At 72.1% G+C, this 25,643-nt stretch carries 22 protein-coding genes; 6 read left to right on the top strand and 16 right to left on the bottom strand.

Annotated elements, in window-relative coordinates; translation table 11 throughout:
- Positions 1-2 precede the first annotated feature (2 nt).
- On the top strand, positions 3-1,151 hold the full coding sequence (locus ACQPZX_RS23530; protein WP_433384285.1) for a PLP-dependent aminotransferase family protein: 1,149 nt from the start codon (positions 3-5) through the stop codon (positions 1,149-1,151).
- On the opposite strand, the gene ACQPZX_RS23525 is transcribed toward ACQPZX_RS23530, so the two are convergent.
- Positions 1,132-3,009 carry a hypothetical protein gene (locus ACQPZX_RS23525; protein WP_433384282.1) on the bottom strand — a complete coding sequence of 626 codons (1,878 nt, stop codon included), beginning with the start codon at positions 3,007-3,009 and terminating at the stop codon, positions 1,132-1,134. The two genes, ACQPZX_RS23530 and ACQPZX_RS23525, sit on opposite strands and share 20 nt — an antisense overlap.
- Positions 3,010-3,142: 133 nt before the next feature.
- On the opposite strand from ACQPZX_RS23525, the gene ACQPZX_RS23520 reads away from it, so the two are divergent.
- Positions 3,143-4,060, top strand: a complete 918-nt coding sequence (locus ACQPZX_RS23520) for a pyridoxamine 5'-phosphate oxidase family protein (RefSeq protein ID WP_433384279.1) — start codon at positions 3,143-3,145, stop codon at positions 4,058-4,060.
- Here ACQPZX_RS23520 and ACQPZX_RS23515 read toward each other — a convergent pair.
- From ACQPZX_RS23515 to ACQPZX_RS23460, 12 genes are all read right to left on the bottom strand, one after another.
- Positions 4,033-4,857 (bottom strand): SDR family oxidoreductase, encoded by an 825-nt coding sequence (locus tag ACQPZX_RS23515; protein WP_433384276.1) that lies wholly within the window; start codon positions 4,855-4,857, stop codon positions 4,033-4,035. The two genes, ACQPZX_RS23520 and ACQPZX_RS23515, sit on opposite strands and share 28 nt — an antisense overlap.
- 56 nt (positions 4,858-4,913) lie before the next feature.
- Complete coding sequence (locus ACQPZX_RS23510; RefSeq protein WP_433384274.1) at positions 4,914-5,486, bottom strand: RICIN domain-containing protein; 573 nt, start codon at positions 5,484-5,486, stop codon at positions 4,914-4,916.
- A 293-nt stretch (positions 5,487-5,779) separates the two neighbouring features.
- Complete coding sequence (locus ACQPZX_RS23505; RefSeq protein WP_433384271.1) at positions 5,780-6,412, bottom strand: SRPBCC family protein; 633 nt, start codon at positions 6,410-6,412, stop codon at positions 5,780-5,782.
- A complete protein-coding gene (locus ACQPZX_RS23500; RefSeq protein WP_433384268.1) occupies positions 6,409-6,759 on the bottom strand; it encodes an ArsR/SmtB family transcription factor in 351 nt (116 codons plus the stop codon). Before ACQPZX_RS23500 ends, ACQPZX_RS23505 begins: the two co-directional genes overlap by 4 nt.
- A gap of 33 nt (positions 6,760-6,792) precedes the next feature.
- Positions 6,793-7,626, bottom strand: coding sequence for a P1 family peptidase (locus tag ACQPZX_RS23495; protein WP_433384265.1), 834 nt, complete (start codon positions 7,624-7,626; stop codon positions 6,793-6,795).
- Positions 7,627-7,634: 8 nt separating this feature from the next.
- Positions 7,635-9,221, bottom strand: coding sequence for a methyl-accepting chemotaxis protein (locus ACQPZX_RS23490; protein ID WP_433384262.1), 1,587 nt, complete (start codon positions 9,219-9,221; stop codon positions 7,635-7,637).
- An 85-nt stretch (positions 9,222-9,306) separates the two neighbouring features.
- On the bottom strand, positions 9,307-9,873 hold the full coding sequence (locus ACQPZX_RS23485; RefSeq protein ID WP_433384259.1) for an NADPH-dependent FMN reductase: 567 nt from the start codon (positions 9,871-9,873) through the stop codon (positions 9,307-9,309).
- 35 nt (positions 9,874-9,908) lie between these two features.
- On the bottom strand, positions 9,909-10,787 hold the full coding sequence (locus ACQPZX_RS23480) for an alpha/beta fold hydrolase (protein WP_433384256.1): 879 nt from the start codon (positions 10,785-10,787) through the stop codon (positions 9,909-9,911).
- Positions 10,788-10,845: 58 nt separating this feature from the next.
- Positions 10,846-14,049: an FtsX-like permease family protein gene (locus tag ACQPZX_RS23475; RefSeq protein ID WP_433384253.1), complete on the bottom strand. Its 3,204-nt coding sequence runs from the start codon at positions 14,047-14,049 to the stop codon at positions 10,846-10,848.
- Positions 14,050-14,140: 91 nt separating this feature from the next.
- Positions 14,141-17,029, bottom strand: a complete 2,889-nt coding sequence (locus tag ACQPZX_RS23470) for an FtsX-like permease family protein (protein WP_433384250.1) — start codon at positions 17,027-17,029, stop codon at positions 14,141-14,143.
- 67 nt (positions 17,030-17,096) lie between these two features.
- Positions 17,097-18,233: an RNA polymerase sigma factor gene (locus ACQPZX_RS23465; protein ID WP_433384247.1), complete on the bottom strand. Its 1,137-nt coding sequence runs from the start codon at positions 18,231-18,233 to the stop codon at positions 17,097-17,099.
- Positions 18,230-18,640, bottom strand: a complete 411-nt coding sequence (locus ACQPZX_RS23460; protein WP_433384245.1) for a YciI family protein — start codon at positions 18,638-18,640, stop codon at positions 18,230-18,232. The genes ACQPZX_RS23465 and ACQPZX_RS23460 overlap by 4 nt, the downstream gene beginning before the upstream one ends.
- A 92-nt stretch (positions 18,641-18,732) precedes the next feature.
- On the opposite strand from ACQPZX_RS23460, the gene ACQPZX_RS23455 reads away from it, so the two are divergent.
- On the top strand, positions 18,733-19,602 hold the full coding sequence (locus ACQPZX_RS23455; RefSeq protein WP_433384242.1) for a TIGR03560 family F420-dependent LLM class oxidoreductase: 870 nt from the start codon (positions 18,733-18,735) through the stop codon (positions 19,600-19,602).
- Between the two features lie 129 nt (positions 19,603-19,731).
- Here the strand turns inward: ACQPZX_RS23455 and ACQPZX_RS23450 are convergent, their stop codons facing one another.
- On the bottom strand, positions 19,732-20,433 hold the full coding sequence (locus ACQPZX_RS23450; protein WP_433384239.1) for an arginase family protein: 702 nt from the start codon (positions 20,431-20,433) through the stop codon (positions 19,732-19,734).
- Between the two features lie 10 nt (positions 20,434-20,443).
- Positions 20,444-21,958 carry an Hsp70 family protein gene (locus ACQPZX_RS23445; protein WP_433384236.1) on the bottom strand — a complete coding sequence of 505 codons (1,515 nt, stop codon included), beginning with the start codon at positions 21,956-21,958 and terminating at the stop codon, positions 20,444-20,446.
- A 173-nt stretch (positions 21,959-22,131) separates the two neighbouring features.
- On the opposite strand from ACQPZX_RS23445, the gene ACQPZX_RS23440 reads away from it, so the two are divergent.
- The 3 genes from ACQPZX_RS23440 to ACQPZX_RS23430 all read left to right on the top strand — a co-directional run bounded on the left by ACQPZX_RS23440 (position 22,132) and on the right by ACQPZX_RS23430 (position 23,859).
- Positions 22,132-22,800, top strand: coding sequence for a hypothetical protein (locus ACQPZX_RS23440; RefSeq protein ID WP_433384233.1), 669 nt, complete (start codon positions 22,132-22,134; stop codon positions 22,798-22,800).
- A 72-nt stretch (positions 22,801-22,872) separates the two neighbouring features.
- The gene (locus tag ACQPZX_RS23435; RefSeq protein ID WP_433384230.1) at positions 22,873-23,424 is read left to right on the top strand and encodes a hypothetical protein; all 552 of its coding nucleotides are present in this window, start codon (positions 22,873-22,875) and stop codon (positions 23,422-23,424) included.
- Positions 23,425-23,442: 18 nt separating this feature from the next.
- A complete protein-coding gene (locus ACQPZX_RS23430) occupies positions 23,443-23,859 on the top strand; it encodes a hypothetical protein (RefSeq protein ID WP_433384227.1) in 417 nt (138 codons plus the stop codon).
- A 140-nt stretch (positions 23,860-23,999) separates the two neighbouring features.
- Here ACQPZX_RS23430 and ACQPZX_RS23425 read toward each other — a convergent pair whose 3' ends face one another.
- Complete coding sequence (locus tag ACQPZX_RS23425; RefSeq protein ID WP_433384224.1) at positions 24,000-25,472, bottom strand: gamma-aminobutyraldehyde dehydrogenase; 1,473 nt, start codon at positions 25,470-25,472, stop codon at positions 24,000-24,002.
- Positions 25,473-25,643 lie beyond the last annotated feature (171 nt).

Genomic DNA, 25,643 nt, shown 5'->3' with positions numbered 1-25,643 from the left:
TCATGCCTGCCCTGCGCCTAGCCGGCGTCGCCAGCTCCCCTGTCCGCGATCTGCTCGCGCTCGTCGACCGCCCTGAAGTGATCTCCTTCGCCGGCGGCCTGCCCGCTCCGGAGCTCTTCGACCTCGACGGCCTGCGCGCCGCCTTCGACCGGGTCCTCTCCACCGCCGACGGCCGCCGTCACCTCCAGTACGCCCCGACCGAGGGCAACCCGGATCTGCGCGCGCTGGTCGCTGCCCGGATGACCGCCCGCGGCCTCGACACCGGCGCCGCCGACCTGCTGGTCACGACCGGATCGCAGCAGGCCCTCACGCTGATCGCGGCCGCCCTGCTCGACCCCGGCGCGGTCGTCGCCGTCGAGGAGCCCACCTATCTGGCCGCCCTGCAGTGCTTCCAGCTGGCCGGCTGCCGCATCGTGACCGTGCCGCCCGACGGCTTGGAGCAGGTGCTGCGCGAGCACCGGCCGCAGCTGCTCTACCTGGTGCCGAACTTCGCCAATCCGACCGGCCGCACGCTGACGGCCGAGCGGCGGGCGGAGATCGCGGCCTTGACCGCCGCTCACGGTGTCTGGGTGGTGGAGGACGACCCGTACGGCGAACTGCGCTACCGCGGCGAGCCGGTGCCCCCGCTGGCCACCGACGCCGAGCACGTGCTCCACCTCGGCAGCTTCTCGAAGATCGCGGCGCCGGGCCTGCGGCTGGGCTGGGTGCGCACGCCGGCCGCCCTGCGTCCCGCGCTGACCGTTGCGAAGCAGGCCGCCGACCTGCACACCTCCACCATCGATCAGGCGGCCGCCGCGTCCTGGCTGGCGCACACCGATCTCGACGCGCACATCAAGACCTTGCAGCACGCGTACGCGGAAAGGCGTGACGCCATGATCGCGGCCATGCCCTTGGCCGCGCCCGCCGGAAGCACCTGGACCGATCCCGACGGCGGCATGTTCACGTGGCTGCGCCTGCCCGGCCCGGTCGACACCGCCTCGCTGCTGCCGGCCGCCCTGGCCAACGATGTCGCCTTCGTGCCCGGCGCGCCCTTCTACGCCGGCCGCCCCGACACCGCCACGCTGCGGCTGTCGTTCACCACGCACACCCCCGACGAGATCACCGAGGGCATGCGGCGGCTCGGCCCGGTGCTCAGGACGCCTGCTGTTTGATCCACGGCAGGCAGGCTTTGTCGAGCGTCGCGAACGGCACCCCGTACGCGTCGCGGGACGCCTGGTCGAGGTCGTTGTCCTCGGTCAGCACCAGCCGCACGAAGGTGAACAGCTTCGTCTCGCCGTACTTGTGGGCCATGCAGTCCACCGCGAGGTGGCTCAGCCCGTAGAACGCGTCGCCCGCCCGCGCCGGGGCTTTCGGTCCCGGCCGGGCCGGCACCATCGACTTGGGCTGTGAACGGTCGAGCTGCCACCGCACGCTGTAGCGCCGCAAGCTCTGCGCCGCCGCCTTCGGCCGCCACCCGATGTATTCCGCGATGCCCTCACTCAGCCAGGTGTCCTCGACCGCGTCCATCTGGTACGCGCCGGTCAGCGTCACCACGTGCCCGAGCTCGTGCTGCACGGTCGTCGACAGCGTCAGCGCATCGTCCATCTCGGACATCCGGATGATGACGTCGATGCCGCGCTTGTTCAGCGGCACCGCCAGCCCGATCGCCCACTGGTCGTTCTCCCCGCCGTACCAGGCCTTCCACTGCTTCTCCCCGGCCAGGAAGATCCGGTACCGCCGCTGCGGCGTCCCGTTCAGCGTCGCGTACCGGTCGGCCACCCCCGCCGCCTTCTCCGCCACCGGCAGCACGGCCGCCAGGGATTTCGCCTGCGCTTTGTCCGCCGCCAGCGTCACCCGCCGGCCTTGCGCGAACACCAGATCCCCGCTCTCCCACGGGGTAGGTTGGTGAAAGTCCGGTTGCGGCGCCGCCGCCAGCCCGGTGATCACGTATTTCCCCGCCACCGGCTTGAGCGTCAGCTTCTGCGAGATCCGAGGCGCCTTCTCCCACGCCGTCGATGGGCTCACCGGGCACATGTCCTCGCTGAAGCAATAAACCAGATCGGTCCGGAAGGAAACGGCCGCGGCGTCCCCCTTCACCGGCTGCCCCACCCCCGGCTCGTAGCCGACGCGCTGCACTCCCAGCCCCCGCAGATTCCGGAACACAGACCGGTACTTCCCCCGCAGCTTCGCGTCCACGGCGGCGAGCCAGGCGTTCTCGTCCCCGCGTGTGAGAGCGTCGGCCTGCGCGTCGAGCGCCGCCACCGCCTGGTCGTAGGGCGTCGACGGCACGGCCGACACCGACGCGACCGGAGCGCTGGGTGCCGCGATTGCCGCGGCTTTCGGCTCGGCGTCCGGCTTCAGAACGACAAAGCCCGCCACGAGTACGGCCAGAGCACCACCCACCGCAACAAGCACCCGCCCCCGCCGCGGCCGGTTGCTCGCCCCGATCTCGGGCCCCGCACCCAACGCCGCCGCCTCAGGAAGCGCGCTCGGACCCAACGCCGCCGCCATCTGGGGCTCCGCGCCCGCACCCAACGCCGCCGCCTCAGGCGCCGCCCCGGCGCCCCACGCGGTGGCCGCCTGGAGCGTCGGCAGCGCGTCCGGCCTCGCCTCGGCCTGCGCCCACTCGCTCGCGGCAGCCTCCGCCGAGTCGATAAGGTGTCCGGTCGGGGGGCCCTGCGTCGACACCAACTCATCATTGATGACTTGCTGCTCGGCGGCCGTGCGCGTGGGCCGAGCGGGCGTGGGTGTGACCGGCCCACGGTCAGGCACCTCCGGGTGGGCGAGCTGCGGCTGCGCGAGCGGGTCGTCGTGAACCGGCCCCAGCTCGGCGGGCTGCGGCTGAGCAGGCGCGGCGGCGTGGGCGCGCGCCGGCGCCGCGAGTGGGTCGTCGTGGGCCGACTCCGGCTGGGCGGGCTGCGGCTGAGCAGGCGCGGCGGCGGGCATCGGCGGCGCGAGTGGGTCGTCGTGGGCGGGGACTCGCTGGGCCGGGATCGGGGTCGAGGTCGAGAGATCGGGCCCCTCGTGCATGGTGTCTCCTTCGGTGAGCGGGCCCAGGCGGCGCGGGCGTCTGGTGATCTAAGCAGGTTCACCGATGTGACGAGGACCCGCGTCGATCGATCTCCGTGCGGTGCGGCTCACGAAGATCAATAAGATGCCGATCATGTCGTTTGCGCTCGGGCCCGGAACCGATCTGGCCGCCACCATCGATGCCTACCGCACCTGTGAGCTCGCCACCATCGGGAAAGACGGCACCGCGATGGCGTGGCCGACGTCGGGGCTCACGCGGCCCGACGGGACATTCCTCCTGACCACATCGATCGCGTATCCGCAGAAGGCCTACAACATCCGCCGGGATTCGCGGGTCGCGCTGTTGTTCTCGGACCCGACGGCGAGCGGGCTCGACCGGCCCGAGCAGATCCTCGTCCAGGGCAAGGCGACCTGCTCGGACGAGGTGCACGTCGAGCCCGAGGGGGACCTGGCCGACTTCTGGGCGCGGCTGTTCGAGCGGCAGCCCACCTGCCGCAAATATCTGGACTGGCCGGCCACGATGCTGACCGATTTCTACTTCATGCGGCTGATGATCCGGGTGACCCCGATCGACATCACCCGCCGTCCGCTGCCGGGGCCGGCCGCGCCGGGTCCGGGGAGCGGGCTGATCGGTGGTGCGGTGCTTCCGGCGTACGCGTCAGTGGTTTTGTCTGCCCGCGACGAAGCCGGCGGCCCGACGCTGACCCGGACCACCGTGGTCGCCGAAGGCGATGCGTGGCGGGTCGCCGTGCCGGAGGACGTCGAGGTGGCGGCGGGACCGGCGAGCCTGCTCGTGCACCGGCACGACGATCAACTGTGGAGCCTGCACAACGCGAACGTCGTCGGCACGCTCATGGCGGACGACAAGGGCTGGCTGCTCCGGCCGGCGCGGCTGATCGAGCCGGGCGGGCGGCACCGGGCGAGCCTCGCCGACCCGATCCGCACGGTGCGCGACTGCCGCGCCACTACGAAGCGCTACCTCGAGCGCCGCAACCTGGCGCGGCCGAAGATCCCGTGGGCGGCCTACCGGTCGCTGCGCGCGGGGCTCTGAAGGAACTCGCGGCAGCCCCGCAGGCGTGTCGTCAACACCTCGCCGGCCCGGTCGATGATCAGCTGGATGTCGACCGGGGCGGTGAGGCCGGCGGGCATGGGACCGTGCGGGATGAGCGCGGGGTCGAGGCCGTCACGCTCGGCGACCAGCACACCGAGGTCGTAGCGGCTGATCGGGTCGGCGCCGGCGACGTTGAGCACGCCCGCGTAGCCGTTGGTGGCCAGCTCGATCAGCGCGCCGGCGAGGTCGTCGACGTGGATCGGCTTGCGGACCTGGTCGGTGAAGAGCATGCCCTTGGCCCGGCCGGCGATCAGGTCACCGGTGAGCTTTTCGTGCACGCCCCGGCCGTACCCGAGAATCAGCGACGTCCGCACCATGGCGGCCGCCGGATCGATCGCCTTGACGGCGGTCTCGGCCGCCGCTTTCGCGGCGCCGTAGCGATAGACCGGGTCGGGGAGCGCGCTTTCGTCGTAGAAGATGTCGCGGCCGGAGAGCACGGCCTCCGTCGAGACGTGTACGAGGCGAGCACCGGCCCGCGCCGTCGCGAGAGCGATGTGGGCGGAGCCGTCGGCGATGGTCGGCCAGTCCTCGCGGCCGGCGGCGGTGTGCACGACGACGTCCGGCCTGACCTGCTGGATCAGCGCGTCGACGGCGTCGCGGTCCCGGACGTCGAGCGGCTCGCCGCCGGGGATCGGATTGCTGAAGTACGTGCCGGTGACGTCCCAGCCGGCGGCGGCCGCGCGCTTGGCGGTGGTGCTACCGAGGTGACCGCTCGCACCGGTGATCAGCATCCTCATGCCGGCTGCTTCGGTGGCGGCCGTGCTCGTGCCCGCTTCGCTCATGGCAGCGCACGTTACAGCGCGGGCCCCGCGACCAGCCGCATGGACCACCGGCGGGATTGCTCGGCGTCGCACCCGTACTGCACGGCGACCCCGTTCTCGGCGCTCGCGCCCCCGGCGATGGTGAGGCATTTCCGGCTGCGGCCGTTCTCGATCAGCGTGTCCCCGACCGGCACGACGCTCAGCAGGAGACCGGCCCCGGTCGGCGCGCGCAGCCGCCACTGCCGGGAGGGATCGTCGGCGCAGCCGGACTGCGTCGCGAACCCGTTGTCGTCCAGGCTGTCGGCCGCGATCGCCAGGCATTTCCCGCTGTTGACGTTGACGACCTGGTAGAGGTCGGTGCCCTCGGCGCGCACGAACCGCCAGCGGTAGGCGGCGTCGCGCCCGCACGCCTTCTGGATGAGGATGGCGTCGTCGGCCAGCCCACCGGCGGTGACCGTCAGGCATTTGCGGCTGTTGAGATTGACCAGCTGAAACCCGAGCTGGACGAGATCGTCGGCCGGCCGCCCGGGCGACGGGTGGCCCGGCTCGGCGTGGCCTGCGGCGGCCGAGCTCATCACCGTCACGCCCACCGCCACCGAAGCCATGAGACAACGCCCGAACGATCGCATCACAAACACCCCCGCACACCTGGATCGGTTCCGCAGAAGCTAGCGGTTATTTCCTCCTTTACCCGTTTTTTCCGCTTTTAACGGCCGTCGGCGAGTCGCAGCGCCCGCCGCCGGGCCCGCCCGCCGCGGCCCGCGCCGATCTTGATGATTCGGCGCGCGGGCCGACGGGCGAGGCGAGCGAGGCAGGAGCGTCGGGGCGTGCAGGCCCGGCGAGCGGGGCGGGAGCGGCGGGCGGGCTTGCCGGCGAGCCGGACGCACGCCCGGCGGGGTCAGCCTCCGGTGTAGGCGGCGTAACCGCGGTCGGCCATGCCGGCGGCGGCGGCCGGGTCCTCTCCGTCGGCCACGGCGGCGGCAGCCCACGAGTCGGCGGCCAGCCGGTGGAAGAGCTTGCCGTCGTCGGAGGTCACCCAGGCCATCCACTCCTCCATCGTCGGGCGCGGCGCCGACCGGTCGGACAAGTAGTTCGCCAGCCCGAACAGCCCGCCGTCCCAGCCGAGACCGGTAGCGGTCGGGCCGAACTGCTCCCACCACTCGTCCTTCACGTGGGCCCAGTGCTCCAGCTCGAACAGCGTCCCCGGACCCGACGGCGACAGGCGCACCTCGATCCAGCTCACCTCGCCGCCGTACTCCCAGGTCGCGGCGTAGCTGCTGGGCTTGTCGCAGGTGGTGATGGTGCCGCCGGCGTTGCCCTCGAGCTGGTAGTGGCCGCCCTCCTTGAGCTCGCCGGTGACCGGCAGGAACCAGCGGGCGATGCGCTCCGGCCGGGTGACGACCTCCCACAGGTCGTCGATGTCGGTGTCGTAGACCTGGCTGATCGTCGAGACGCGAGCCTCGCCCGCCTCCAGGGTGCGGCGGCCGAGCGTGCGGCGCACCGAGCTGATCTGCTGTTTGACGTCGATCATCGGGTAGTCCCCTCGTCGTTCAGACGGCGTTGTCTTTTGCCACGGGCGACCTCGGTGGCCATCGCGGCCAGCCGTGGCGCCCAGAATCGCCGGAAACGGCCCAGCCACTCGTCGGCCTCGCGCAGGGCGGTGTCGTCGACCGCGTAGACGCGGCGGGCGCCGTCGGGGCGCACGGTGGCGAAACCGTTGTCGCGCAACACCTTCAGGTGCTGGGAGACAGCCGGCTGGGAGATGCCGAACTCGGCCCGGATGACCTCGGTGACCTCACCCGAGGAGCGCTCGCCGTCGGCGAGGAGCTCGAGGATGCGGCGGCGCACCGGGTCGCCGAGCACGTCGAACGCGTGCATGGCCCGTACGATATCAGGTTTGGCTTATATAAGTCACGCGTGAGATACGGCGTTCCGGATAGCCGATGCCATCGTTGTCGTGGCGGTGGCGCGCAGCAGGTCCAGGTCGGCGTCGACGGCGCCGGTGGCGAGGGCGACCACCGCGTCGCCGTCATAGCGCGAATGCGCGGGGTGGATAGCACGGGCATATCCGGTATGACCACTCTGGGCGAGCAGAAAGCAGTCCGATTTGTCCAGCCGAGCATCGGTCAGCAGCACACCCACCGTCGTATTCATAAACGGCGATTTAACCGATAAATCGGGCACCAGCACCTGCTCGCCGGACGGCGCGATCACGTCCCCCCAAGCATTGACCACCACCACAGCGACAACAGAGGCATCGCCGACCGTTCCAAAGGCAACCCCGAGCCCACCGGGATCAAGCCGAGACCGCCACTTCCCGGTGGTAGCCCCGGTCCCCGCCCCCACAGCCCCGGTCGCGAACGGCTCCCCGCTGAAGGCCGCCGCCAGCGCCGCCGCCCCCGCATCACCAAAGGGCGCCGCCATTCCCGCGTCGAAAATGGACATCCCCACCACGATCGGCACCGGCCCGAGCGGAGTCTCGAACCCCACCCCGCGCTCCCGGAGCCCCCGCATCACCCCGTCCCCCGCGGCGAGCCCGAACGCCGACCCGCCCGACAGCACGACGGCGGACACCTCGTTGACCAGCCGAGTGGGCGCGAGCAGCTCGAACTCCCGGGTGGCAGGCGCTCCCCCACGCACCTCCCCCGACCCGACAGTCCCGGCCGGCGGCACGATCACGGTCACCCCGGTCCCGTCCCCGGTCCAGTGCCCGGCGTATGCGGAAAGCAGCTGCGGCGTCGTCACCCTGCCATCTAATACCGGAAGGTCGACACCAGCCCGCTCAGCTCCGCCGACATCCGCGCGAGATCCTCGGTGGCCTGCTGGGACTGCTGCACCCCTTCGGTGGTCAGCCGGGCCGCTTCGGCCACCCCGGTGATGTTCTGCGCGATCTCGCCCGACCCGGCCGCCGCCTCGCCCACGCTGCGGTTCATCTCGGCCGTGGTGGCCGTCTGTTCCTCGACGGCCGACGCGATGGTCGTCTGGAAGTCGCTGATCCGCGCGATCACCCGGGTGATCTCCTCGATCGCCGTGACCGCCCCGCCGGTGTCGCTCTGGATGGCCGACACCCGCCGCGAGATGTCCTCGGTGGCCCGCGCCGTCTCCTGCGCCAGGTCCTTCACCTCCGACGCCACCACCGCGAAGCCCTTGCCGGCCTCCCCGGCGCGCGCCGCCTCGATCGTCGCGTTCAGGGCCAGGAGGTTCGTCTGCTCGGCGATCGAGGTGATCGTCTTGATCACGTTGCCGATCTCCGACGACGACTCGCCGAGCTGGTTCATCGTCGTCGAGGTGCGGCTCGCCAGCCCGACCGCCTCGGCGGCCACCTGAGCCGCCTCGCTCGCGTTCTGGGAGATCTCCCGGATCGACGCGCCCATCTCCTCGCTGCCCGCCGACACCGTGTCGACGCTGCGCGAGATCTGCTCGGCCGCCGCCGACACCGCTTCGGCCTGCTCGGAGGTCCGGTGCGCGGACTCGGCGATCTGCAGCGCCGAGCTGCTCATCTGCTCGGTCGCCCCGGCCAGCGAGGTGGCCGACCCGTCGATCGTCGACACCGTGGACCGCAGCCGGTGCATGGCCGCGTCGAGCGCCCGCCCCATCTGCCCCGGCTCGTCGGCGGAGGTCAGGCCGCTGGTCAGCGTGAGGTCGCCGGCCGCGAGCCCGTCGCAGACCGCCTTGACCCGGCGCAGCGACCGCACGATCGACCGGGAGATGAAGAAGCCGAGCAGCACCGCGCCGGCCGACCCCACGGTCAGCAGCACGATCGTCTGCGTGCGGTTCTCCCGGTGGTCCGCGCTGGCGATCGCGGCGGAGTCGGCGGCCTCGTCGCTTTCCGCGTCGCGCAGCGCCGCCAGGTTCTGCTTGACCTCGTTCATCAGCGGCGCGATCTGGTTGTCCCGGGTCTCCCGCCAGGCGACCACGTCCTTGGCCTCGCCGGCCGGGATCTGCTTGGCGCTGGCGATCTCGACGTACGCCGCCCAGTTGGTCTCCAGGGCCGCGACGTGCACGTCGTCCGCGGCCGGCCCGCTGGCCCGGTAGGCGTCGAGCGCCTCCTCGACCGCCCGCAGGTCGGCCCGGAACGTCTCGGTGTACTTCGCGGTGGTGGCCGCGTCACCGGAGAGGATCTGGTTGGCGAGGTTCAGCCGCGACTGCGCCATCGCCGTGGAGACCAGCCCGAGCGCGTTGGTGCTGGAGAGGTTGCTGGCGTAGATGTTGTGCGCCGCCGTCGCCGCGCCGTTGAGCGCGTGCAGCCCGAGGATCCCGATGACCAGCGCCACCAGGACGCCCGTCACCACGATGATCCCGATTTTTACCTGGACGCTGAGATTCACGAAGAAGCTCACGTTCAAACCGTACGGATGGGACAGGCGGCCATGGTTGGGATTGCCCCACCTCAGCGGCATCGTCCGCCTCGGTGGGGCGCAACCGTCACGCGTGCAGCGGCTTGAGCGCGCCCGCCACCTTGAGCAGCTCGTCCAGCATCGCGGTCGCGGCCGTCTCGGTGGTCTCCGAGGGGTCGAAGCGGCCGTCGACGATGTGGCTGTGCACGAACGGGATGTTCACCTGCTGGCCGATCGTGAAGAGGTTCAGCGCGTACGCCGCCGCGTGCAGCGCCATCGCCGACCGGGTGCCCGCCGAAACGCCGCCGTAGCTGACCACGCTGGCCGGCTTGTAGCGCCACTCGTGGTGCAGGTAGTCGAGCGCGTTCTTCACGGCGGCGCCCAGCGAGTAGTTGTACTCCGGGATCACGAACACGATCGCGTCCGCGGCGGCGACCTTCTCGCTCCACCGCTTGGTGTGGTCGTGCTCGTACTTGCTCAGCCGCGGGTGGTGCGGCTCGTCGAGCAGCGGGAGGTTCTCCTCGGCCAGGTCGGCGACGCTCACCTGGAAGCCGCCGTGCGCCTTGGCGGCGTCGACGAACCACTGCGACACCGGCAGGCCGACCCGTCCGGGGCGGGTGCTCGCGACGACTACCAGCAGATTGAGGTCACTCACGGGTGGATCCGTTCTCAAGGGGAAAATTTGCTATGTCAAACAATAGCCCCTCGCCGGATGTTCCCCACGATCAAGTCGACGATCCGCGGCCACAACGCCACCGGCAGGTCGTGCCCCATCCCCGCGATGACCTCGAGCGACGCCCCCGGCACCGCCGCCGCCGTGGCCTCCCCGCCACTCACCGTGATCAGCGGATCCTCCGCCCCGTGGATCACCAGCGTCGGCGCCGTCACCTCCCGCAGCGCCGCCGTCCGATCCGGCGACGCGAGAACCGCCGCGTACTGCCGCAGCGTCCCCGCCGGCCGATACCCCCGGTCGTACTTCGCCGAGACCCGCCGCTCGAGCTCCTCGTCCGCCGCCGGATACCCCGGCGACCCGATCACCCGCGACGTCTCCACCCCGTTGGCCACCGCTTCTTCCCGGCTGGTGGCCGGCGCCCGCATCAGCACGGCGGCCGCCTCCGGCGTCGGATGCCCCACCCGCCGATCCCCGGTGGTCGACATCATCGAGCAGAGGCTGGCCACCAGATCCGGATGATCGATCGTCAGCTGCTGCGCGATCATCCCGCCCATCGAGGCCCCCACCACGTGCGCGCGCTCGATGCCCAGCCCTTTGAGCACCCCCGCGGCGTCCGCAGCCAGATCCGCCAGCAGATACCCCGCCGAGGACGGATCCCCGCCCAGAATCGCCCCCACGTCCGGCAGCCCGAGCTCATCGAAGCCGGTAGACAGCCCCGAGTCCCGATTGTCGAACATCACGACCCGGAACCCACGCCCCGCCAGCATCTCGACAAACCCCACCGGCCAGTCGATGAGCTGCGCCCCCAGCCCCATGACCAGCAACAGCGGCGGATCCCCCGCGTCACCAACGGTTTCACACCAGACATCGATCCCATTAGCGCGCACCTGTCCCACGGCCCCATCCTGCCGTCCCACCACAAAATCCAAAACCCTCATCCCGTACGGCGCGGGGTCAGCGGATGGCGCGCAGCGTCCGTCGCCCGGCCAGGATTGCCACGCCCGATAGGACGGCGAACGCCAGCACGGCCGTGACGATCAGGCTGAGCGCACCCGGCAACGACGGGAACGGCAAAGCCGGCGGCGACAGGCCGGCCAGGGGCAACGCCCACCCGGTCAGCCACCACCCCAGCAGCGCGATCCCCATGCCGGCCACCACCGCGGCGCCCACCATGACCGGGTATGTCCACAGTGTTGCCCGGCGGACGGCGGCGCGAGGCAAGCCCTGGGCGCGCAGGGCCGACAAGTCCTCGATGCGCCGCCCCCGGTCGACCGCCGCCGCCAGGACCAGCGCGCCGGCCGCCAAAGCCAGTGCCAGCGCGCCCACCAGGACGTAGAACCACAGCGCCAACGCCGGGCCCTGCTCGTCCAGCCGGGCGCGGACCTGCGTGGCCTTTGTATCGGTGGCTACCACCAGGCCCGCGGAGCGGAGGCGGTCGAGGATGTCGGCCGGGGCCTCCGGCGAGAGCCAGACCTGGGCGTTGCTGGTGGGGATGGCGTCCGTGGACAGCCGATCGGCGTAGTCGAGGTCGGCCAACACCGCCGGCGTGCCCACTCCGGGGACCGCCGGGAGCCGCAGCACCGAGGCGATCGGCAGCGCGCGCAGGTCGAGGCCGAACACCGCCGCGCTGGCCACATCCCCGGCCGTGGCCACCGGCAGCGGGCTCGGCACGCCGGCCGGCTGCACGAACACGCCGCGCGGCAACCCGTTGAGCGACGTTATCTCCACGCCCAGCCCGGAGGCGCCGGCCGAGAGCTTCCCGCCCTCGGAGACGCGCCACCGGTCCGCGACCCCGAGCACCTCCGGCGCTATGCCGACGGGATCAGCCGGCCCGGCAGACCCGCCCGGCTCCGGCTCACTGGAACCGCCCGCCGCCGGCCCAGAGGAACCGCCCGCCGCCGGCCCAGAGGAACCGCCCGCCGCCGGCCCAGAGGAACCGCCCGGTCCCGGCTCAGGAGAACCGCCCGGCGCCGGCTCGGACGAGCCACCCGGCCCCGGCACCGAAGAAGCGGAACCGCCGGCCGTCACCGAGTGGATGGTGACCGCGCCGGTCACGTCCAGGGAACCCTCGCGCCCGTTCAGCTGGAACGCCTTCACCCGGCACCCCGAAGCGCAAGCGGGCACGTCAGCCGCGTACCGGTGCCGGCCCGCCCGCAACTCTTCCAGCTCGACGGCCTCGTCGGCCGGTCCCGCCACCGGCGCGAGAATAACCGTCGCCAGCAGGGACTTTCCGGTTGTCAGCTTCGAGGCGGTCAGGTCGAACGTCAGCCGCCCGCCACGCACCAGCAACGGCGAAACCGTCTCGGGGTGCAGCGCCGCCTCGACCCGGGCGGGATCGAAACCACCCCACGAGGCGATCGCCGCCGCGCGGGAGGTGTCCACCGCGATGCCGGCCGGCAGCCCCTTCTCGGCCGGCAGGCGGACGGCGGCCATCGCGTACGCGCCCGACGGGTCGGCTGTGCGCACGGCGGCCAGCAGGCCCTGGCGGCTGACCGGGCCCACCGCCACGACCCGGGAAGCGCCGATGCCGATGCCCGCCTCCAGGGAACGGCCCCGGGCTCCGACGTCGACGGCGCAGGCGGCGTACCCGATGACCGCGACCGCGGCCGTGAGCAAGGCGAACAAGCGCGCCCCACCCGGACGCCTCGAAACCTGGAAGGCGGCCAGCGCGGCCGCCAGACGGCCGTCGCGCAGCCGGCGGCGGGCGTAGACCGTCGCCCACGGCAGCACCAGGCGTGCCGCCACCAGCGCCGCGGCGACCAGCACCAAACCGGTGGCGAACGTGCCCACCCCGGTGAGGCCACCGCCGGTGATGGCGAGCTGGACGACGGCGACCACGGCCAGCAGCACCACGACGGCCTCGGCGGCGACGGCGGTGCCGGCCCGGGGCGCGGGCGGGACGCGGCGCAGCAGCTCGGCGACCGGCCGGCCCAGCTGGCGGCGCTCGGCCAGCAGCGCCGTGACGATGGCGGCGCCGGCGGCGGCGGGGGCCCAGCGCAGCGCCTCGAGGCCGGGGTCGGCGCCCACGCCGGGGAAGCGCCACGCGGCGAAGATGTCCACCAGCAGCTGGCCGGCCACGCAGCCGAGGATCGCGCCCACCAGGATGGACACGAGATTTTCCCCGGTGGCCAGCCACCAGCGCTGGCCCCAGCGGGCGCCGCGCAGCGCGACCACCGCGAGCTCGGGGCGGCGGCCCTCGGTGCCGTAGCCGACGGCCAGGTAGATCGTCAGGCAGGCGAGCAGCACCAGGCAGACGGCGAGGACGGGCACGATCTGGTGGGCGGCGTCGCGGCCGCTGTCGATCCGGCCCAGGAGCGCGGGGATGCCGGTCTCCAGCTGGATGCCGTCGCCGAGCTTCTCGATCCGCTGGTTGAGCGACGCCAGCCCGGAGCGCACGGCGGGCAGCTGGTCGACCGACAGCGCGCCGGCCGCCGCCGCGCCGTCCAGGCTGAGCTCGATGGCGCCGTGGTCCATGGCGGCGACGGAGGCGTTGGTGACGAACGCGGGTTCGCCCGGGCGGCCGCCGGTGTCGGCGCCGAAGTAGTTGTGCGAGCCCCAGTAGGGATCCCCGGCGTCGGTGGCCCGGTAGACGCCGGTGACGAGGAAGCGCTTGGGCTGCCCCTCGGCCTCGAAGATGAGGATCTTGGGGTTCCATTCGGCGTACATCGGGTGGACCTCGTCGCCCGGCGCGAGATGCAGGCGCTCGGCGGTCGCGGCCCCGATGATCATGTCGGATTCGCCGATCAGGCAGCGGCCGGCGGTCATGGTCAGGTGGGCGCAGACGTCCTGCCGGTAGACCACGCGGGTGCGGATGTGGTCGTCCGGCTCCATGCCGATGGCGGGGAATTCCGACGCGTACGTGTAGGTGAAGCTGGGCAGGTTCAGCAGCGTCGCCCCGGTGCCGGGCAGGTCGACGTCGGCGGCCACGGCCTCGGGGCTGGAGCGGCCCTCGCGGTGGTCGTGCTGGCGGGCGATCAGGGTGAGGCTGCGCGACGCCGCGTCGGCGGTGCTGACCTCGTCGGCGGCCACGGCCCGGTCGGCGGCCCTCAGGTAGGCGGGGGCGGCCACGGCGGCGGCGACGCCGAAGAGAGTGAGCAGGGCGAGAGTGACGGCCTGGCCCCGGCGGGTCCAGACCATCGCGAGAACGAGCGCGATCATCGGCTCCCCCCGCGAGCAGAGAGCGGGGCAGCGGGGCCGAAGCGGGTCGCGAGCAGGGCAGCGGGGCCGAAGCGGGTCGCGAGCAGGGCGATCATCGGCTCCCCCGGCGGGTCGCGAGCAGGGCGGCGAGGCCGAGGACGACGAGCCCGATGGCGGCCGCGAGGGCCAGCACGGCGCCGGTGAGCACGCCCGGCGGCTCGATCACATGCCAGTTGTCGGGGAACGGCGTGGCCACCACCGCGGCGACCGGGCGGGCGATCAGCGCGGCGAGCAGGCCGCCGGCCACGCCGGTGAGCACGAGGGCGGCGGTGCCGGCCCGGCCGGTGAAGGAGGCCGTGGCGCGGGAGAGGCCCTGGGTGCGCAGGGCCGCGAGCATGACCTGCCGGGGCTCGCGCCCGGCCTCCGCCGCGACGCCGATCATCGCGGCCGCGACGAGCAGGGCGATCGCGGTGGTGAGGATGGCGAACGGCGCGGTGACGAACCGGCCCTCGGCGGCGAGCGCGGTGGCGCGGGCGGCCGAGGTGCGGTCGTCGGCGACGGTCAGGCCGCCGTCGGTGAGCGCGGCGACCAGCGACGCGGGGGCGCCGGCCGCGAGCCAGACCTGGAAGGTGCCGCCGAGGTCCGCGTCGCCTGCCAGCCGGCGAGCGGCGTCGAGGTCGGTGAGCAGCCCGCGACGGCCCAGCACGGGGAGGACTTGGGCTTGGGCGATGACGCGAACGGGAGTGGCAGTGCCCCCGAAACGGCCGGACATCGCGTCGTCGAAGCGCCACTGATCGGGTCGTTCCCCCGCCACCACGATCGGCAGCGGGACGGGCGCGTCCACCAGGCGCACCTCGGTGCCGGAGCGCGAGTCGGCCGCCATGGTCAGCCCCCGGCTCGAGGTGGCCACCCGCGGCGCTATCCCGAGGTAGTCGGCGTGCCAGCGGCTCACGTCGGCGAGGCTCGCCGTGTCGAGCACGGTGGACGCGGCCGACGCGAGCGACCGGATGGTGAGCCCGCCCGCCGCCGGGAAGAGCTGCCACCCGACGAACCGGCAGCCGGGCGCGACCGCGCAGGCCGGCACGGCCGCGGTGACCTGCTGGTCGCCGGCGCGCAGCCCGCGGAACTCGACGCGCACGCCCTCGCCGGTGCCCTCGTGCTGCAGGATCGCGCCGAGCAGGGCCGGGCCGCGGGCGTCGCGGGTGACCCGGACGTCGAGCGTGCGCCCGGTGACCAGCGGCGGGTCGGCGCGCAGGTGGGCGCCGCCGACCGCTTCGGCGAGCGCACCGACCGGGCCTGCCTCGGGGTGCCAGGTGGCCACGGCCGCGAGGCGGCTGGAGTCGACGGCGAGCACCGGCGGGTCGGCGGCGGTGTCGACGACGACGGCCATCGCCTGGCGTCCGCCGGGGTCGGCCTGCCAGACGGCGTTCTGCAGCTGGGTGCGTGACTCGGCCCGGACCGTCAGCACCCGGGCCGCGCCCAGCTCCACGTCGGCGCGGGCGACCCGCTCGGCGCGGTCGGCGAACAGGCCGCCCGCGGTGAGCGCGACCAGCGCGACCGCCACGACCAGCAGGGCCAGGACGCGGTCGGTTCCGGGCTGGCGGGACAGCTGCACGGCGGTGAGGCCGACCCGCACCCGCCCGGCCCGGATCGCGGCGCCGCCGGCCCGGTCGGTGACCCAGCGCAGCAGCCGGGCCAGCAGCAGGCCCACCGCGAGGGCGACCAGGGCGGGCGCCGCGACGCCGAGGCCGCTGGTCGGGCCGCCGGTGCGGGCCTGGTAGACGGCGCCCGCGGCGAGCGCGAGCAACGCGATGTCGACGAAGCGGGACCGCCAGTCCCGGCGCACGCCGGGAACGCGGCGCAGCAGGGCGACCACGGGCGCGCGCTGGGCGATCGCGTCCATGCCGGCGAGCACGAGCAGCCCGCCGGCCGCCACCGCGAGGACCGCGCCGATCGCCATCAGCAGCGCGATCCACCACTCGGACCGGACCGGCAGCGAGCCGGCGACCAACCGGGACGCGAGGATGCCGGCCGGGAGCCCGACGGCGGCGCCGATCAGCAGCGGCGGCACGTGCTGGCCGGCGGTCAGGCGCAGCAGGCCACCGCCGGTGGCGCCGCGCAGCTTGAGCAGGCCGGCGTCGGCGCGCCGGTCTCGGCCGGTGAGCCGTCCGGCGAGGCCGAGCGCGAACCAGGCCAGCACCAGCAGCTGGACCAGGGCGACGAGGATTCCGGTGAGGACCGTGCGGCGGTCGGCGATGACCGCGTCGAACAGGGCGCCGGTCGGGTTGTCCAGGTCGAGCTGGGCGGCGGCGAAGCGCGGGCCGGCCGCGTTGAGCACGCCGTTGAGGTCGTAAAGGTTGTCGCCGCGCAGCAGCGGCAACGGCACCGGCAGCGACACGGCCAGGGTCGGGCGGCTCAGCTGCGGCTGGCGGAACGTGTCGAGGGTGGTGAAGGCCGGGTCGAGGTCGCCCTGGGACTTGAACAACGGGTCGGTCCAGTAGTCGCCGACCATCTCGTACACGCCGACGATCTTGAGGCTGACCCCGTTGACGGCGCTCTCCGGCCGTACGGGAAGAACGTCGCCCACCTTGACGGCGAGACGGCGCGCGACGTCCGCGCTCACCGCGACGGACGAAGGCTCCTGCGGGCAGTCGCCGGTGAGCCGCACGTGCGCGCAAAAGCCGTCGCGATAGGCGACCGGCAGGCCGGTAGGGGCGCTGCCGTGGCGGACGTCGATGTAGTTGGTGTTCTGGGCGAGACCGACGGTCGCCGTGGTTCCGGGAAGATCGAGCAGACCATTGACGCGTACGACGAGAGCGTCCAGCGCCTTGCGAGGATCGCCCCCGGTCTCGGCCTGCGGCTGGTGGACCGTGATCACCCGCTCGGCGGCCGGCCGGGTCTGCACCTCGGCGCCGGCGGCCCGGGACGCGACGGTCAGGCCGTACCACGGCGCGGAGGCCCCCGCGGTCGCGGCCAGCGCGGCCAGGAGGGTGAGCAGCACGGCCTGTGCGGTACGGCGTCGTACCGCGCCCCAGCTCACGAAATACATCCGCACCCGCTTCCCCGTGTCACCGCAGCCGCGCGGCCCGGGTGGTCAGGTGGCGCCGCTCGGGCAGGCTGGTCGCGCGGCCCGCCGCGGCAGCGTACAACCGCGCGGCCTGCGCCGCCTCCCCCGCCCGTTCGAGCAGGTGCGCGCGCACGGCGTCGACGCGATGTCCCAGCCCGTCAAGATCCTTGATCATCTCCAGCGCGGCCCGGGGTCCGTCCACCATGGCCAGGGCCACCGCCCGGTTCAGAGTGACGACCGGGTTGCCGGTCATCCGCTCGAGCAGGCCGTAGAGCGCGAGGATCTGCGGCCAGTCGGTGTCGGCCGGCTTGGCGGCCCGGCAATGCAGGGCGGCGATGGCGGCCTGGAGCTGGTACTCGCCGACCGCGCCCCGGGTGAACGCGGCGTCGAGGATGACGGTGCCCTCGGCGATCTGGCGGTGGTTCCAGAGCCCGCGGTCCTGCTCCTCCAACGGGATCAGCTCGCCGTCCGGGGACTGGCGGGCGGGACGGCGGGCGTCGGTCAGCAGCATGAGGGCGAGCAGGCCGGCGGTCTCGGGGTCGTCGGTGGTGTGCAGCAGGCGGCACAGGCGGATCGCCTCGGCCGCGAGGTCGGCGCGCTGCACGCCGTACCCCTCATTGAAGATCAGGTAAAGCACGTGCCGGACCGATCGCTGGTCCTCCGGCTGCCGGAACGGCACGCCGGACGCCTTGATCTTCTGCTTGGCGCGGCTGATGCGCTGGGCCATCGTCGCCTCGGGCACCAGGAATGCGCCGGCTATCTCGGCCGTGGTGAGGCCGCCTGCTGCTCGCAGGGTGAGAGCTATCTGCGAGGCGGGGCTCAATGACGGGTGGCAGCACATCGCGAGTACGGCTGACGAGTCGTCGCTGCTTTGCCCGTTTTGAACAGATATTTCATCTCTTGCTGCCTTTTCTTCGCGCTTGCGCCTCGCCTCCTCCCAGCGCATCTGGTCGATCAGCTTGCGGTGCGCCGCCTGGAGGAGCCAGCCGCGGGGGTTGTCGGGGATATCCGTCCAATTCAGGTACGCCGCGAGCAGCGCCTCCTGCACCGCGTCCTCGGCCGCGTCGAAGTCCCCGCAGCGCCGGGCGAGAACGCCCAGCACCTGCGGGGCCAGCGACTTCAGCAGCTCGTCGATCACGCCGTCAGCGCGTCGAAGTCGGCGTCCGACATCACCCGGCGCACGGTGATCGGCTGCCGCAGCGGCACCCCGCCCGGCCCCGGCACCGCCGACACCAGCGCGGCGATCTCCAGGGCCCGGTCCTCCGACTCCACCTCGACGATCTGGTACCCGGCGAGCACCTCCTTGGCCTCGGCGAACGGCCCGTCGGTCACCACCGTCGCGCCCCGGCCGTCCGACACGACCTCCTTGGCCTGGGCCGGTCCGGTCAGCGCCTCGCCGCCGACCAGCTCGCCGCTCTCGGTGAGGCTGCGGTTCAGCTCGGCGTAGTAGTTCATGTGCGCGCGGATCTCCTCCGGCTTCCACTCGTCCATGGGCTCGGCGACGTCGCCCGGCCGGTAGTCGACGATCAGCAGGTAGCGCGGCATGTGGGTCCTCCTCGGTTCCGGTTGGCTTTCTACCGGATGGACGAAGCTGATCTCCGTCGCTCGACATCATCGCTTGGACTAAGTTCTCCGGCATGAGTGTGCGCTTCGGAGTGTTCGTCCCGCAGGGCTGGAAGATGGACCTGAACGAGATCGCCGACCCGGTCGAGCAGTACGAGGCGATGACCGCGGTCGCCAAGGCCGCCGACGCCGGCCCGTGGGATTCGATCTGGCTGTACGACCACTTCCACACCACCCCCAAGCCGACCCTCAACACCACCTTCGAGTGCTGGACCGCGTCGGCGACGCTCGCCCGCGACACCACCCGCGTCAACATCGGCCAGATGGTCGGCTGCAACGGCTACCGGCAGCCGTCCCTGTACGCCAAGATCGCGTCGACGGTCGACGTGGCGAGCCACGGCCGGCTCTACGCCGGGCTCGGCGCCGGCTGGTACGAGCACGAGTGGCGGGCGTACGGATACGAATGGCCCGAGGTGCCGCAGCGGATGGGCGCCTTCCGCGAGGCGGTGGAGATCGTGCACAAGATGTGGACCGAGGACCGTCCCGTCTTCCAAGGGAAGCACTACCAGATCGACGGCCCGATCAACCAGCCGCGCCGCAAGCCCCGGTTCTGGCTGGGCGGCGGCGGCGAGAAGGTGACGCTCAAGCTGGTCGCCAAGTACGCCGACGGCAGCAACGTCGGCAACGGGGACGCCGCCCTGATCCGGCAGAAGCTCGCCGTCCTCCGCGACCACTGCGACACCGTCGGGCGCGACTACGACGCCATCGCGAAGTCCACCACGATCGAGGTCGATCCGTCCTGGTCCACCGCGCAGACCGCCGACCGGGTCGAGCAGGTCGTCGAGGCCGGCTGCGACTACGTCATCTTCTACATCCCGCGCCTGGCCTACGACCACGAGCCGTTGCACCGCTTCGCCGCCGACCTGATCCCGCGGTTCGCTTGACGTGTGACGGCGGCCGGCCGCACCTGGTCGGCATCGCCGCGGCGATGAGCGGATTCCTGGCCCTGGCCGAGCCGTCAGGCCGTGCAGGCTTTCGCGATCACGGCGCTCGCCCTGGTCTCGCTTCTCTCGCTATAGCAGCGGAAACCCCGCGAGCATCCGCTGAAGGTGCATGACCTGACGCGGGAAGAACTCGGCGATCGTCAGCCCCACCACGTCGCCGGCCGCGCCCAGATCGCTCACGATGCGCCGCACCTGCGCGCTCGTCAGCCCATCCGGCTCGGCCCCGAGCCCCAGCACGATCTCGTTGCTGTCCACCGTGTCCACGTCGAAATGCACCGCCAGTTTGGTGCAGCCGGTTGCCGCCAGCCACTCCAGCAGCGGCCGCGTCCCGTCCCGCAGGTCATCGGGGGCGAAGGCACGGATCCCCCACTCGGCGACGTTCCCGATGTCGTCCTCGGCCCAGGCGTGCAGCCCGGCCAGCGCCACCCGCCCCGGGTCGACGGTCGCCGGCAGCAGCTCGAGCACCTCCCGATCCCCGTGCCCGGTCAGGGCGGCCACCGCCATCGCGTGGAAGCCCGGGTATTCGCTGGCCGGCGTGCCGATCCCGTCCCGCAGGTCGAGCCCGTCGTCACCCATCGCCACCGGCGCGACGGCCACCGGGCCGTCGTGTGACGGCAGGATCGCCGCCAGCACGGCCGCCCCGACGGCGTAGCCGCGCCGAGCCGCATCGAAGGGGAACTCGGACGCGAGCTCCCGGACGCTGGATGTCCCGGCGCCCTGCCACTGCGGCCACACGAGCCGCAGCGTCACCTCGTCGTCGCGCGCCGCCATACCCTCGAACCTAGCCCTGGAACTGCAGTTCGACGTGCAGGTCCGCCCCGGTCACCAACTCCACTGCCCGCGCGCGGAGCAGGCCGCCGGTCTCCATCTCGAAGGTGACTTCGACCGGCGAGCCCAGCGGCAGTGGCGGCAGCCCACCGATCACACAGTCGACGATGTGCTCGTTGTCCTCCGGCCGGTCCGACTCGATCGAGCTCGCCTGCTCCCAGATCTCCACCAGGATCTCGGCCTGGTCGGGGTACGCGGTGAGGAATCGCAGAGCCTCGGTCCGCGCCGGCAACGGGGTGCCGGCCCGCAGCAGGTGAACGATCGGGAACGACACCCTGCTGCTCTTGGACCGCGCCCGGCTGGCCGCGTCGTGGACCTCCACGCGCTCAATGATCTTGATGCCGACGGCGCGCGGAACGACCGTCGTGATGCGCTTGCCCGGGTCATTGTGCAGGCGGGCAACCCCTTCAACCGTGGCGCCGTCGATCGACTCGATCAGGGCGTAACGGGCCGCGCCCTTGGCAACCGCGAGTTCGGGCTCGTGCATGCGCAGCGGGACTCCGAACAATGACTCCAAGCCGGAGGCGACCCCGGGCATCCGGACGGCGTCACCGGCCAGCACCACCTCGTCGAATCCGGGAACACCCCGCTCCATCGCCGCTCTGAAGGTCCTCTCGGTGATCGTGAGAGTGCGCGCGAGCAGGTGGTAGGTGCGATCTTCGAAGTCTGCACGAGTCACCTCGATCTCCGAGACGTCGCCGGCGAACCGCGCGGTGAACCGGCACGACTCCACACCGCCGAGCTGCTTGCGGATGTCCTCGGCGCCGGCCGCCAGCTCCCGCCGGAACTCCTCGTCGTCGGCCGCCCGCGAGCCCGGGTGCCCGGCCTGGAACCGCTCTACCAGGTCTGCCACCAGCATCTCGTCCCAGTCCGCGCCACCGAGCCCGTATTCGCCATCCATGCTGACGACCCTGATCTCCTCCGGAGAGACCCGGACCACCGCGGCCGCGAAGCCGTCGCCGCCCAGGTGGTAGACCAGCAGGGTGCGGGTGCCGCCCGCGTCGTAGTGCAGCGCGGCCGCGACCGGCTCGTCCACGATGGCCAGCACGTTGAGGCCTGCTATCGCCCCGGCTTTGCGCGTCGCCTCCCGGGCGGAGACGCCGAAGTACGCCGGCACAGTGATCACGACGTCGCTGACCTCCTCGCCACTGGCGTCGGCCGCGTCCTGCGCGAGCTCACCGAGGATCAACGCGGAGATCGACTCGGGCGAGTGGCGCCGGCCGTGTGCCAGGATCTCGACGCTCCGGCCCATCTGCCGCTGAGCCCGGGAGACCACCAGATCGGGATGCCGCGCCGCGCAGGCCTTGGCTTCCCTGCCGACGACCACGTTCGTCGGATCCTCGAAGTACACCACCGAGGGCGTGGTGTGCTCACCGAAGACGTTCTTGATGATCTCGGGCTGTCCCGTCTCGCCGATGCGTGCGACGCAGGAGTAGTCCGCGCCGAGGTGGATGCCGAAGGACGCCATGACCGCGCACTTACCCCACAGGGTCGCCGCCGACGCACCGACCGGTGGCGCGGGGCGGCTGGTTGCCGGGGCGCGGATGACCGGGAAAGACGTGCGCGGCGACGCTGGTGCGCGGGTCGGGCGGGAGCGCGCTGTCTGGACGCCGTCTTGGCGTAGGCGAGCACAATGGCGATATGCCTGCCGGGAACAGTACGGAGATCGTCAAGAAGGTGGGAGCGCAAGCCGTCGGCGCCGGGATCGGACTTGCCGTCGGCGGCCCTCCCGGCGCGATCATCGGCGCCGCCGCGGTGCCGCTGATCGAGCTGATGGTCGCGCGGAGCGAACGTCGTGGACGGAACCTTCAAGCCTTCACGGACAGCCTGACCAGCATTTCCGGGATGCCGCCGGAGCAAGTGGCGGCGTGGGCCAGGCAGGACGAACAACGACAGGATCTTGTCGCGCATGCCCTGGAAGCCGCGTTCGCCGCGCGAACCACCCGCAAGGTCGAAGCACTGGCCAAGGTCGTGTCCGAGAATCTGCGCGACGACGCCCGGCTCGACATCAGCCAGATGATCGTCGCGGCGCTGGAACAGCTGGAGAGCCCCCACATCCGAGTTCTTCACGTGTTCGTCCACGAGAGCCCGGCGGACGGCCCCGACTGCACTTGGCATTGCGCAGGCCTGAAGGAGCGACTTCCCGGCCTGGCCGACGGGATCATGCCGCTCGTCGCCACCTTGTTCCGCCTGGGCATGATCACCGAGAGCACCGAGTCCGAGAAGGACAGGCTGGCATGGGAACCCACCCGCTTCGGCGTCACATGCCTCAACTATCTCGAGGAACCGGCGGCCTCCCGGCGACCTTGAGGCGCCACCTGCGGGTGAACCTTGTCAAACAGGGGACTGCGCCGCCCCGGCGAGCGGGAATAGGGTGCGGCGATGAGCGGGGCGGCCGGCGGCGCGGTGAACTCCGATCTGCTCGCCACCTGCGCGCAGGTCGCCATCGCCGTGCTGGTCGTCATCGGGATCGAGGCGGCCGCGATGCACATGGGAGCCCGGGCCATCTCCGACGGTCACCTCGCCACCGCGATTCATCGCCGCTTCGACTCGTGCCGCCATGCGGTCCAGAAGGTGGTGACCGTCGTGATCGGCATGTCCTCGACCGGTCCGACCGGGTCCTTGGCCGACCTCAATCGGCGCGTCGAGTACAGCGGGCCGCTGCGGCTGCTGATCAACTGTGGTCTCGTCGCGGGGCTGGCCATGCCCGGCCTCCTGCCGATCCTGGCCCTGATCATGGCCATTGTCGCGCTGTGGCTGCAGGCGCGGCAGCTCGAAGCGTGGGTCGCGGCCACCACGATCACCTCGGTGGTCCTCGCCGCCGTGCTCCTCGGCATTCAGGTTCACACGCGCGCCAAGGCCATCGAGGACAAGCCGGCCCCGGCCGCGCCGGAAAGCGTCGCGGAGAAACTCCCGGTCGAGTCGCTCGACTGAATCGTGTATCCAGGTGGCATGGATATCGACGTTGCACAGACGGCGAACGCCGTGCTCCCTTACGTCACCGGCGCCATCACCGCCTACGGTGCGACGACTCTCGACAAGGTTCGCGAGGCCGTTGTCGACAAGGCCGCCGACGGCACGGTCGGTCTCGGGCACCGCATCCTCAACCGGATCCTCCGGCGGGACGAGTCGCGGCCGCTGATCGAGGACGCGGTCGGCAACGTCGCCGCCGGCGAGGAAGGCAGCGACACGGCGCTCAAGCTGCAGATCCGCAGGGCGCTGGCCGCCGATCCCGAGCTGGCGCGGGACATCGCGGGGATGCTGTCGACCGGCGGCGTCACCATCATCGCTTCCGGCGAGCGCTCGGTCGCCACCCACACCAACTACGGCGTGATCAGCACCGGGGACAACTCGACCTTCGGCCGGTGAACCGAACCGGCCGGTGCCGGCGGCACCGGGGGTGACCATGCAGCGAGGTCGCCGTGTGCTCCGGGTGCCTTTCCCGACTCGTACGATATAAGGAAAAGCCCGGACCCCCTCGGCCCGGGCTTTCCCTATGACCCCCGATTTCAGCCCAGCGAATGCATCACGTGCTTGATGCGGGTGTAGTCCTCGAACCCGTACACGGACAGGTCCTTGCCGTGCCCCGAGTGCTTGAACCCGCCGTGCGGCATCTCCGCCACCAGCGGGATGTGGCAGTTCACCCACACGCAGCCGAAGTCCAGGCGCTGCGTCATGCGCATCGCGCGGGCGTGGTCCTTGGTCCACACGCTCGACGCGAGCCCGTACTCGACGCCGTTGGCCCAGGCGACCGCCTCGTCCTCGTCGGAGAACTGCTGCACGGTGATCACCGGCCCGAAGATCTCGTCCTGGATCACCTCGTCGGTCTGCCGCAGGCCCGAGACCACCGTGGGCGAGTAGAAATAGCCCCGATCGCCGACGCGTGAACCGCCGGCGTTCAGCACCGCGTGGTCGGGCAGGCGGTCGACGAAGCCGGCCACCCGGTCGATCTGGCGGGCGTTGTTGAGCGGCCCGTACAGCACGTCCTCGTCGTCGGCCGCGCCGGTCTTCGTCGACGAGGCCTGCTCGGAGAGGGCCGCCACGAAGTCGCTGTAAACGCGCGGCGACGCCAGCACCCGGGTCGCGGCGGTGCAGTCCTGGCCGCCGTTGAAGTAGCCGCCGATCGCGATCGCCTCGGCGGCGGCCTCGATGTCGGCGTCGTCGAAGACCACCACCGGCGCCTTGCCGCCCAGCTCGAGGTGGGTGCGCTTGAGGTCGGCGGACGCGGCCGTCGCCACCTCCATGCCGGCGCGGACCGAGCCGGTGATCGAGACCATCTGCGGGGTGCGGTGGCTGACCAGCTGGCGGCCGGTGTCGCGGTCGCCGACGACCACGTTGAGCACGCCGGGCGGCAGGAACTCCGCGGCGATCTCGGCCAGCATCACCGTGGTGACCGGCGTCGTGTCGCTCGGCTTGAGCACGACCGTGTTGCCGGCCGCGATCGCGGGCGCAAGTTTCCAGACCGCCATCATCAGCGGGTAGTTCCACGGCGTGACCTGCGCGCACACGCCGATCGGCTCGCGCCGGACGTAGGACTCGAAACCGTTCAGGTACTGCCCCGCGGACCGGCCCTCGAGCAGCCGCGCCGCGCCCGCGAAGAAGCGGATCTGGTCGATCGCCGGCGGCAGCTCCTCCGACTTGGTCAGGCCCAGCGGCTTGCCCGTGTTCTGCGACTCGGCCGCGACCAGCTCGTCCGTGCGCGCCTCGATCGCGTCGGCGAACTTGAGCAGCGCCTGCTGCCGCTCGCTCGGCGTTGTGTTCCGCCATTTCGCGAAAGCTTCCGACGCCGCCTCCATCGCCTTGTCGACGTCCAGCTTGCCGGAGACGGGCGCGGAGGCGAAGACCTCGCCGGTCGCCGGGTCGATGAGGTCCTCGTAGCGGCCCTCGGCGGGCGCGGACGCGGCGCCGCCGATGAAGTTGTGCAGCACGGTCTTGGCGGTCACTCGATCTCCAGACGCAGGATCGGACACTTTCCCGGCCATCCTTCCACTGATTCCGTTGCTGACAAGACCCTTGAGCGACGTCTTCCGTCAACCGCCTCAGCTTTCGCGCCGTTGGCCGAACTATCCGGGAGTGGGGTCTCGACGACGCGACGCGCCTGCGGCGGCTGCGCGAGTGCGGCCTGTCCGACGGCGCCCGGAGCGCCTCGCTCG

The organism is Actinoplanes sp. CA-142083, assembly GCF_050942195.1.
GTDB lineage: Bacteria > Actinomycetota > Actinomycetes > Mycobacteriales > Micromonosporaceae > Actinoplanes.
The sequence above is the reverse complement of the archived record's forward strand: the minus strand, read 5'-3'. Positions and strand labels throughout refer to the sequence as shown.

Coding starts and splice junctions, on each gene's coding strand:
- ACQPZX_RS23500 (WP_433384268.1), bottom strand. CDS start 6,759: ATGCACGCGTTCGACGTGCTCGGCGACCCGGTGCGCCGCCGCATCCTC.
- ACQPZX_RS23515 (WP_433384276.1), bottom strand. CDS start 4,857: ATGAGGATGCTGATCACCGGTGCGAGCGGTCACCTCGGTAGCACCACC.
- ACQPZX_RS23520 (WP_433384279.1), top strand. CDS start 3,143: ATGTCGTTTGCGCTCGGGCCCGGAACCGATCTGGCCGCCACCATCGAT.
- ACQPZX_RS23530 (WP_433384285.1), top strand. CDS start 3: ATGCCTGCCCTGCGCCTAGCCGGCGTCGCCAGCTCCCCTGTCCGCGAT.
- ACQPZX_RS23510 (WP_433384274.1), bottom strand. CDS start 5,486: ATGGCTTCGGTGGCGGTGGGCGTGACGGTGATGAGCTCGGCCGCCGCA.
- ACQPZX_RS23475 (WP_433384253.1), bottom strand. CDS start 14,049: ATGATCGCGCTCGTTCTCGCGATGGTCTGGACCCGCCGGGGCCAGGCC.
- ACQPZX_RS23455 (WP_433384242.1), top strand. CDS start 18,733: ATGAGTGTGCGCTTCGGAGTGTTCGTCCCGCAGGGCTGGAAGATGGAC.
- ACQPZX_RS23440 (WP_433384233.1), top strand. CDS start 22,132: ATGCCTGCCGGGAACAGTACGGAGATCGTCAAGAAGGTGGGAGCGCAA.
- ACQPZX_RS23450 (WP_433384239.1), bottom strand. CDS start 20,433: ATGGCGGCGCGCGACGACGAGGTGACGCTGCGGCTCGTGTGGCCGCAG.
- ACQPZX_RS23525 (WP_433384282.1), bottom strand. CDS start 3,009: ATGCACGAGGGGCCCGATCTCTCGACCTCGACCCCGATCCCGGCCCAG.
- ACQPZX_RS23425 (WP_433384224.1), bottom strand. CDS start 25,472: ATGGCCGGGAAAGTGTCCGATCCTGCGTCTGGAGATCGAGTGACCGCC.
- ACQPZX_RS23435 (WP_433384230.1), top strand. CDS start 22,873: ATGAGCGGGGCGGCCGGCGGCGCGGTGAACTCCGATCTGCTCGCCACC.
- ACQPZX_RS23505 (WP_433384271.1), bottom strand. CDS start 6,412: ATGATCGACGTCAAACAGCAGATCAGCTCGGTGCGCCGCACGCTCGGC.
- ACQPZX_RS23460 (WP_433384245.1), bottom strand. CDS start 18,640: ATGCCGCGCTACCTGCTGATCGTCGACTACCGGCCGGGCGACGTCGCC.
- ACQPZX_RS23430 (WP_433384227.1), top strand. CDS start 23,443: ATGGATATCGACGTTGCACAGACGGCGAACGCCGTGCTCCCTTACGTC.
- ACQPZX_RS23445 (WP_433384236.1), bottom strand. CDS start 21,958: ATGGCGTCCTTCGGCATCCACCTCGGCGCGGACTACTCCTGCGTCGCA.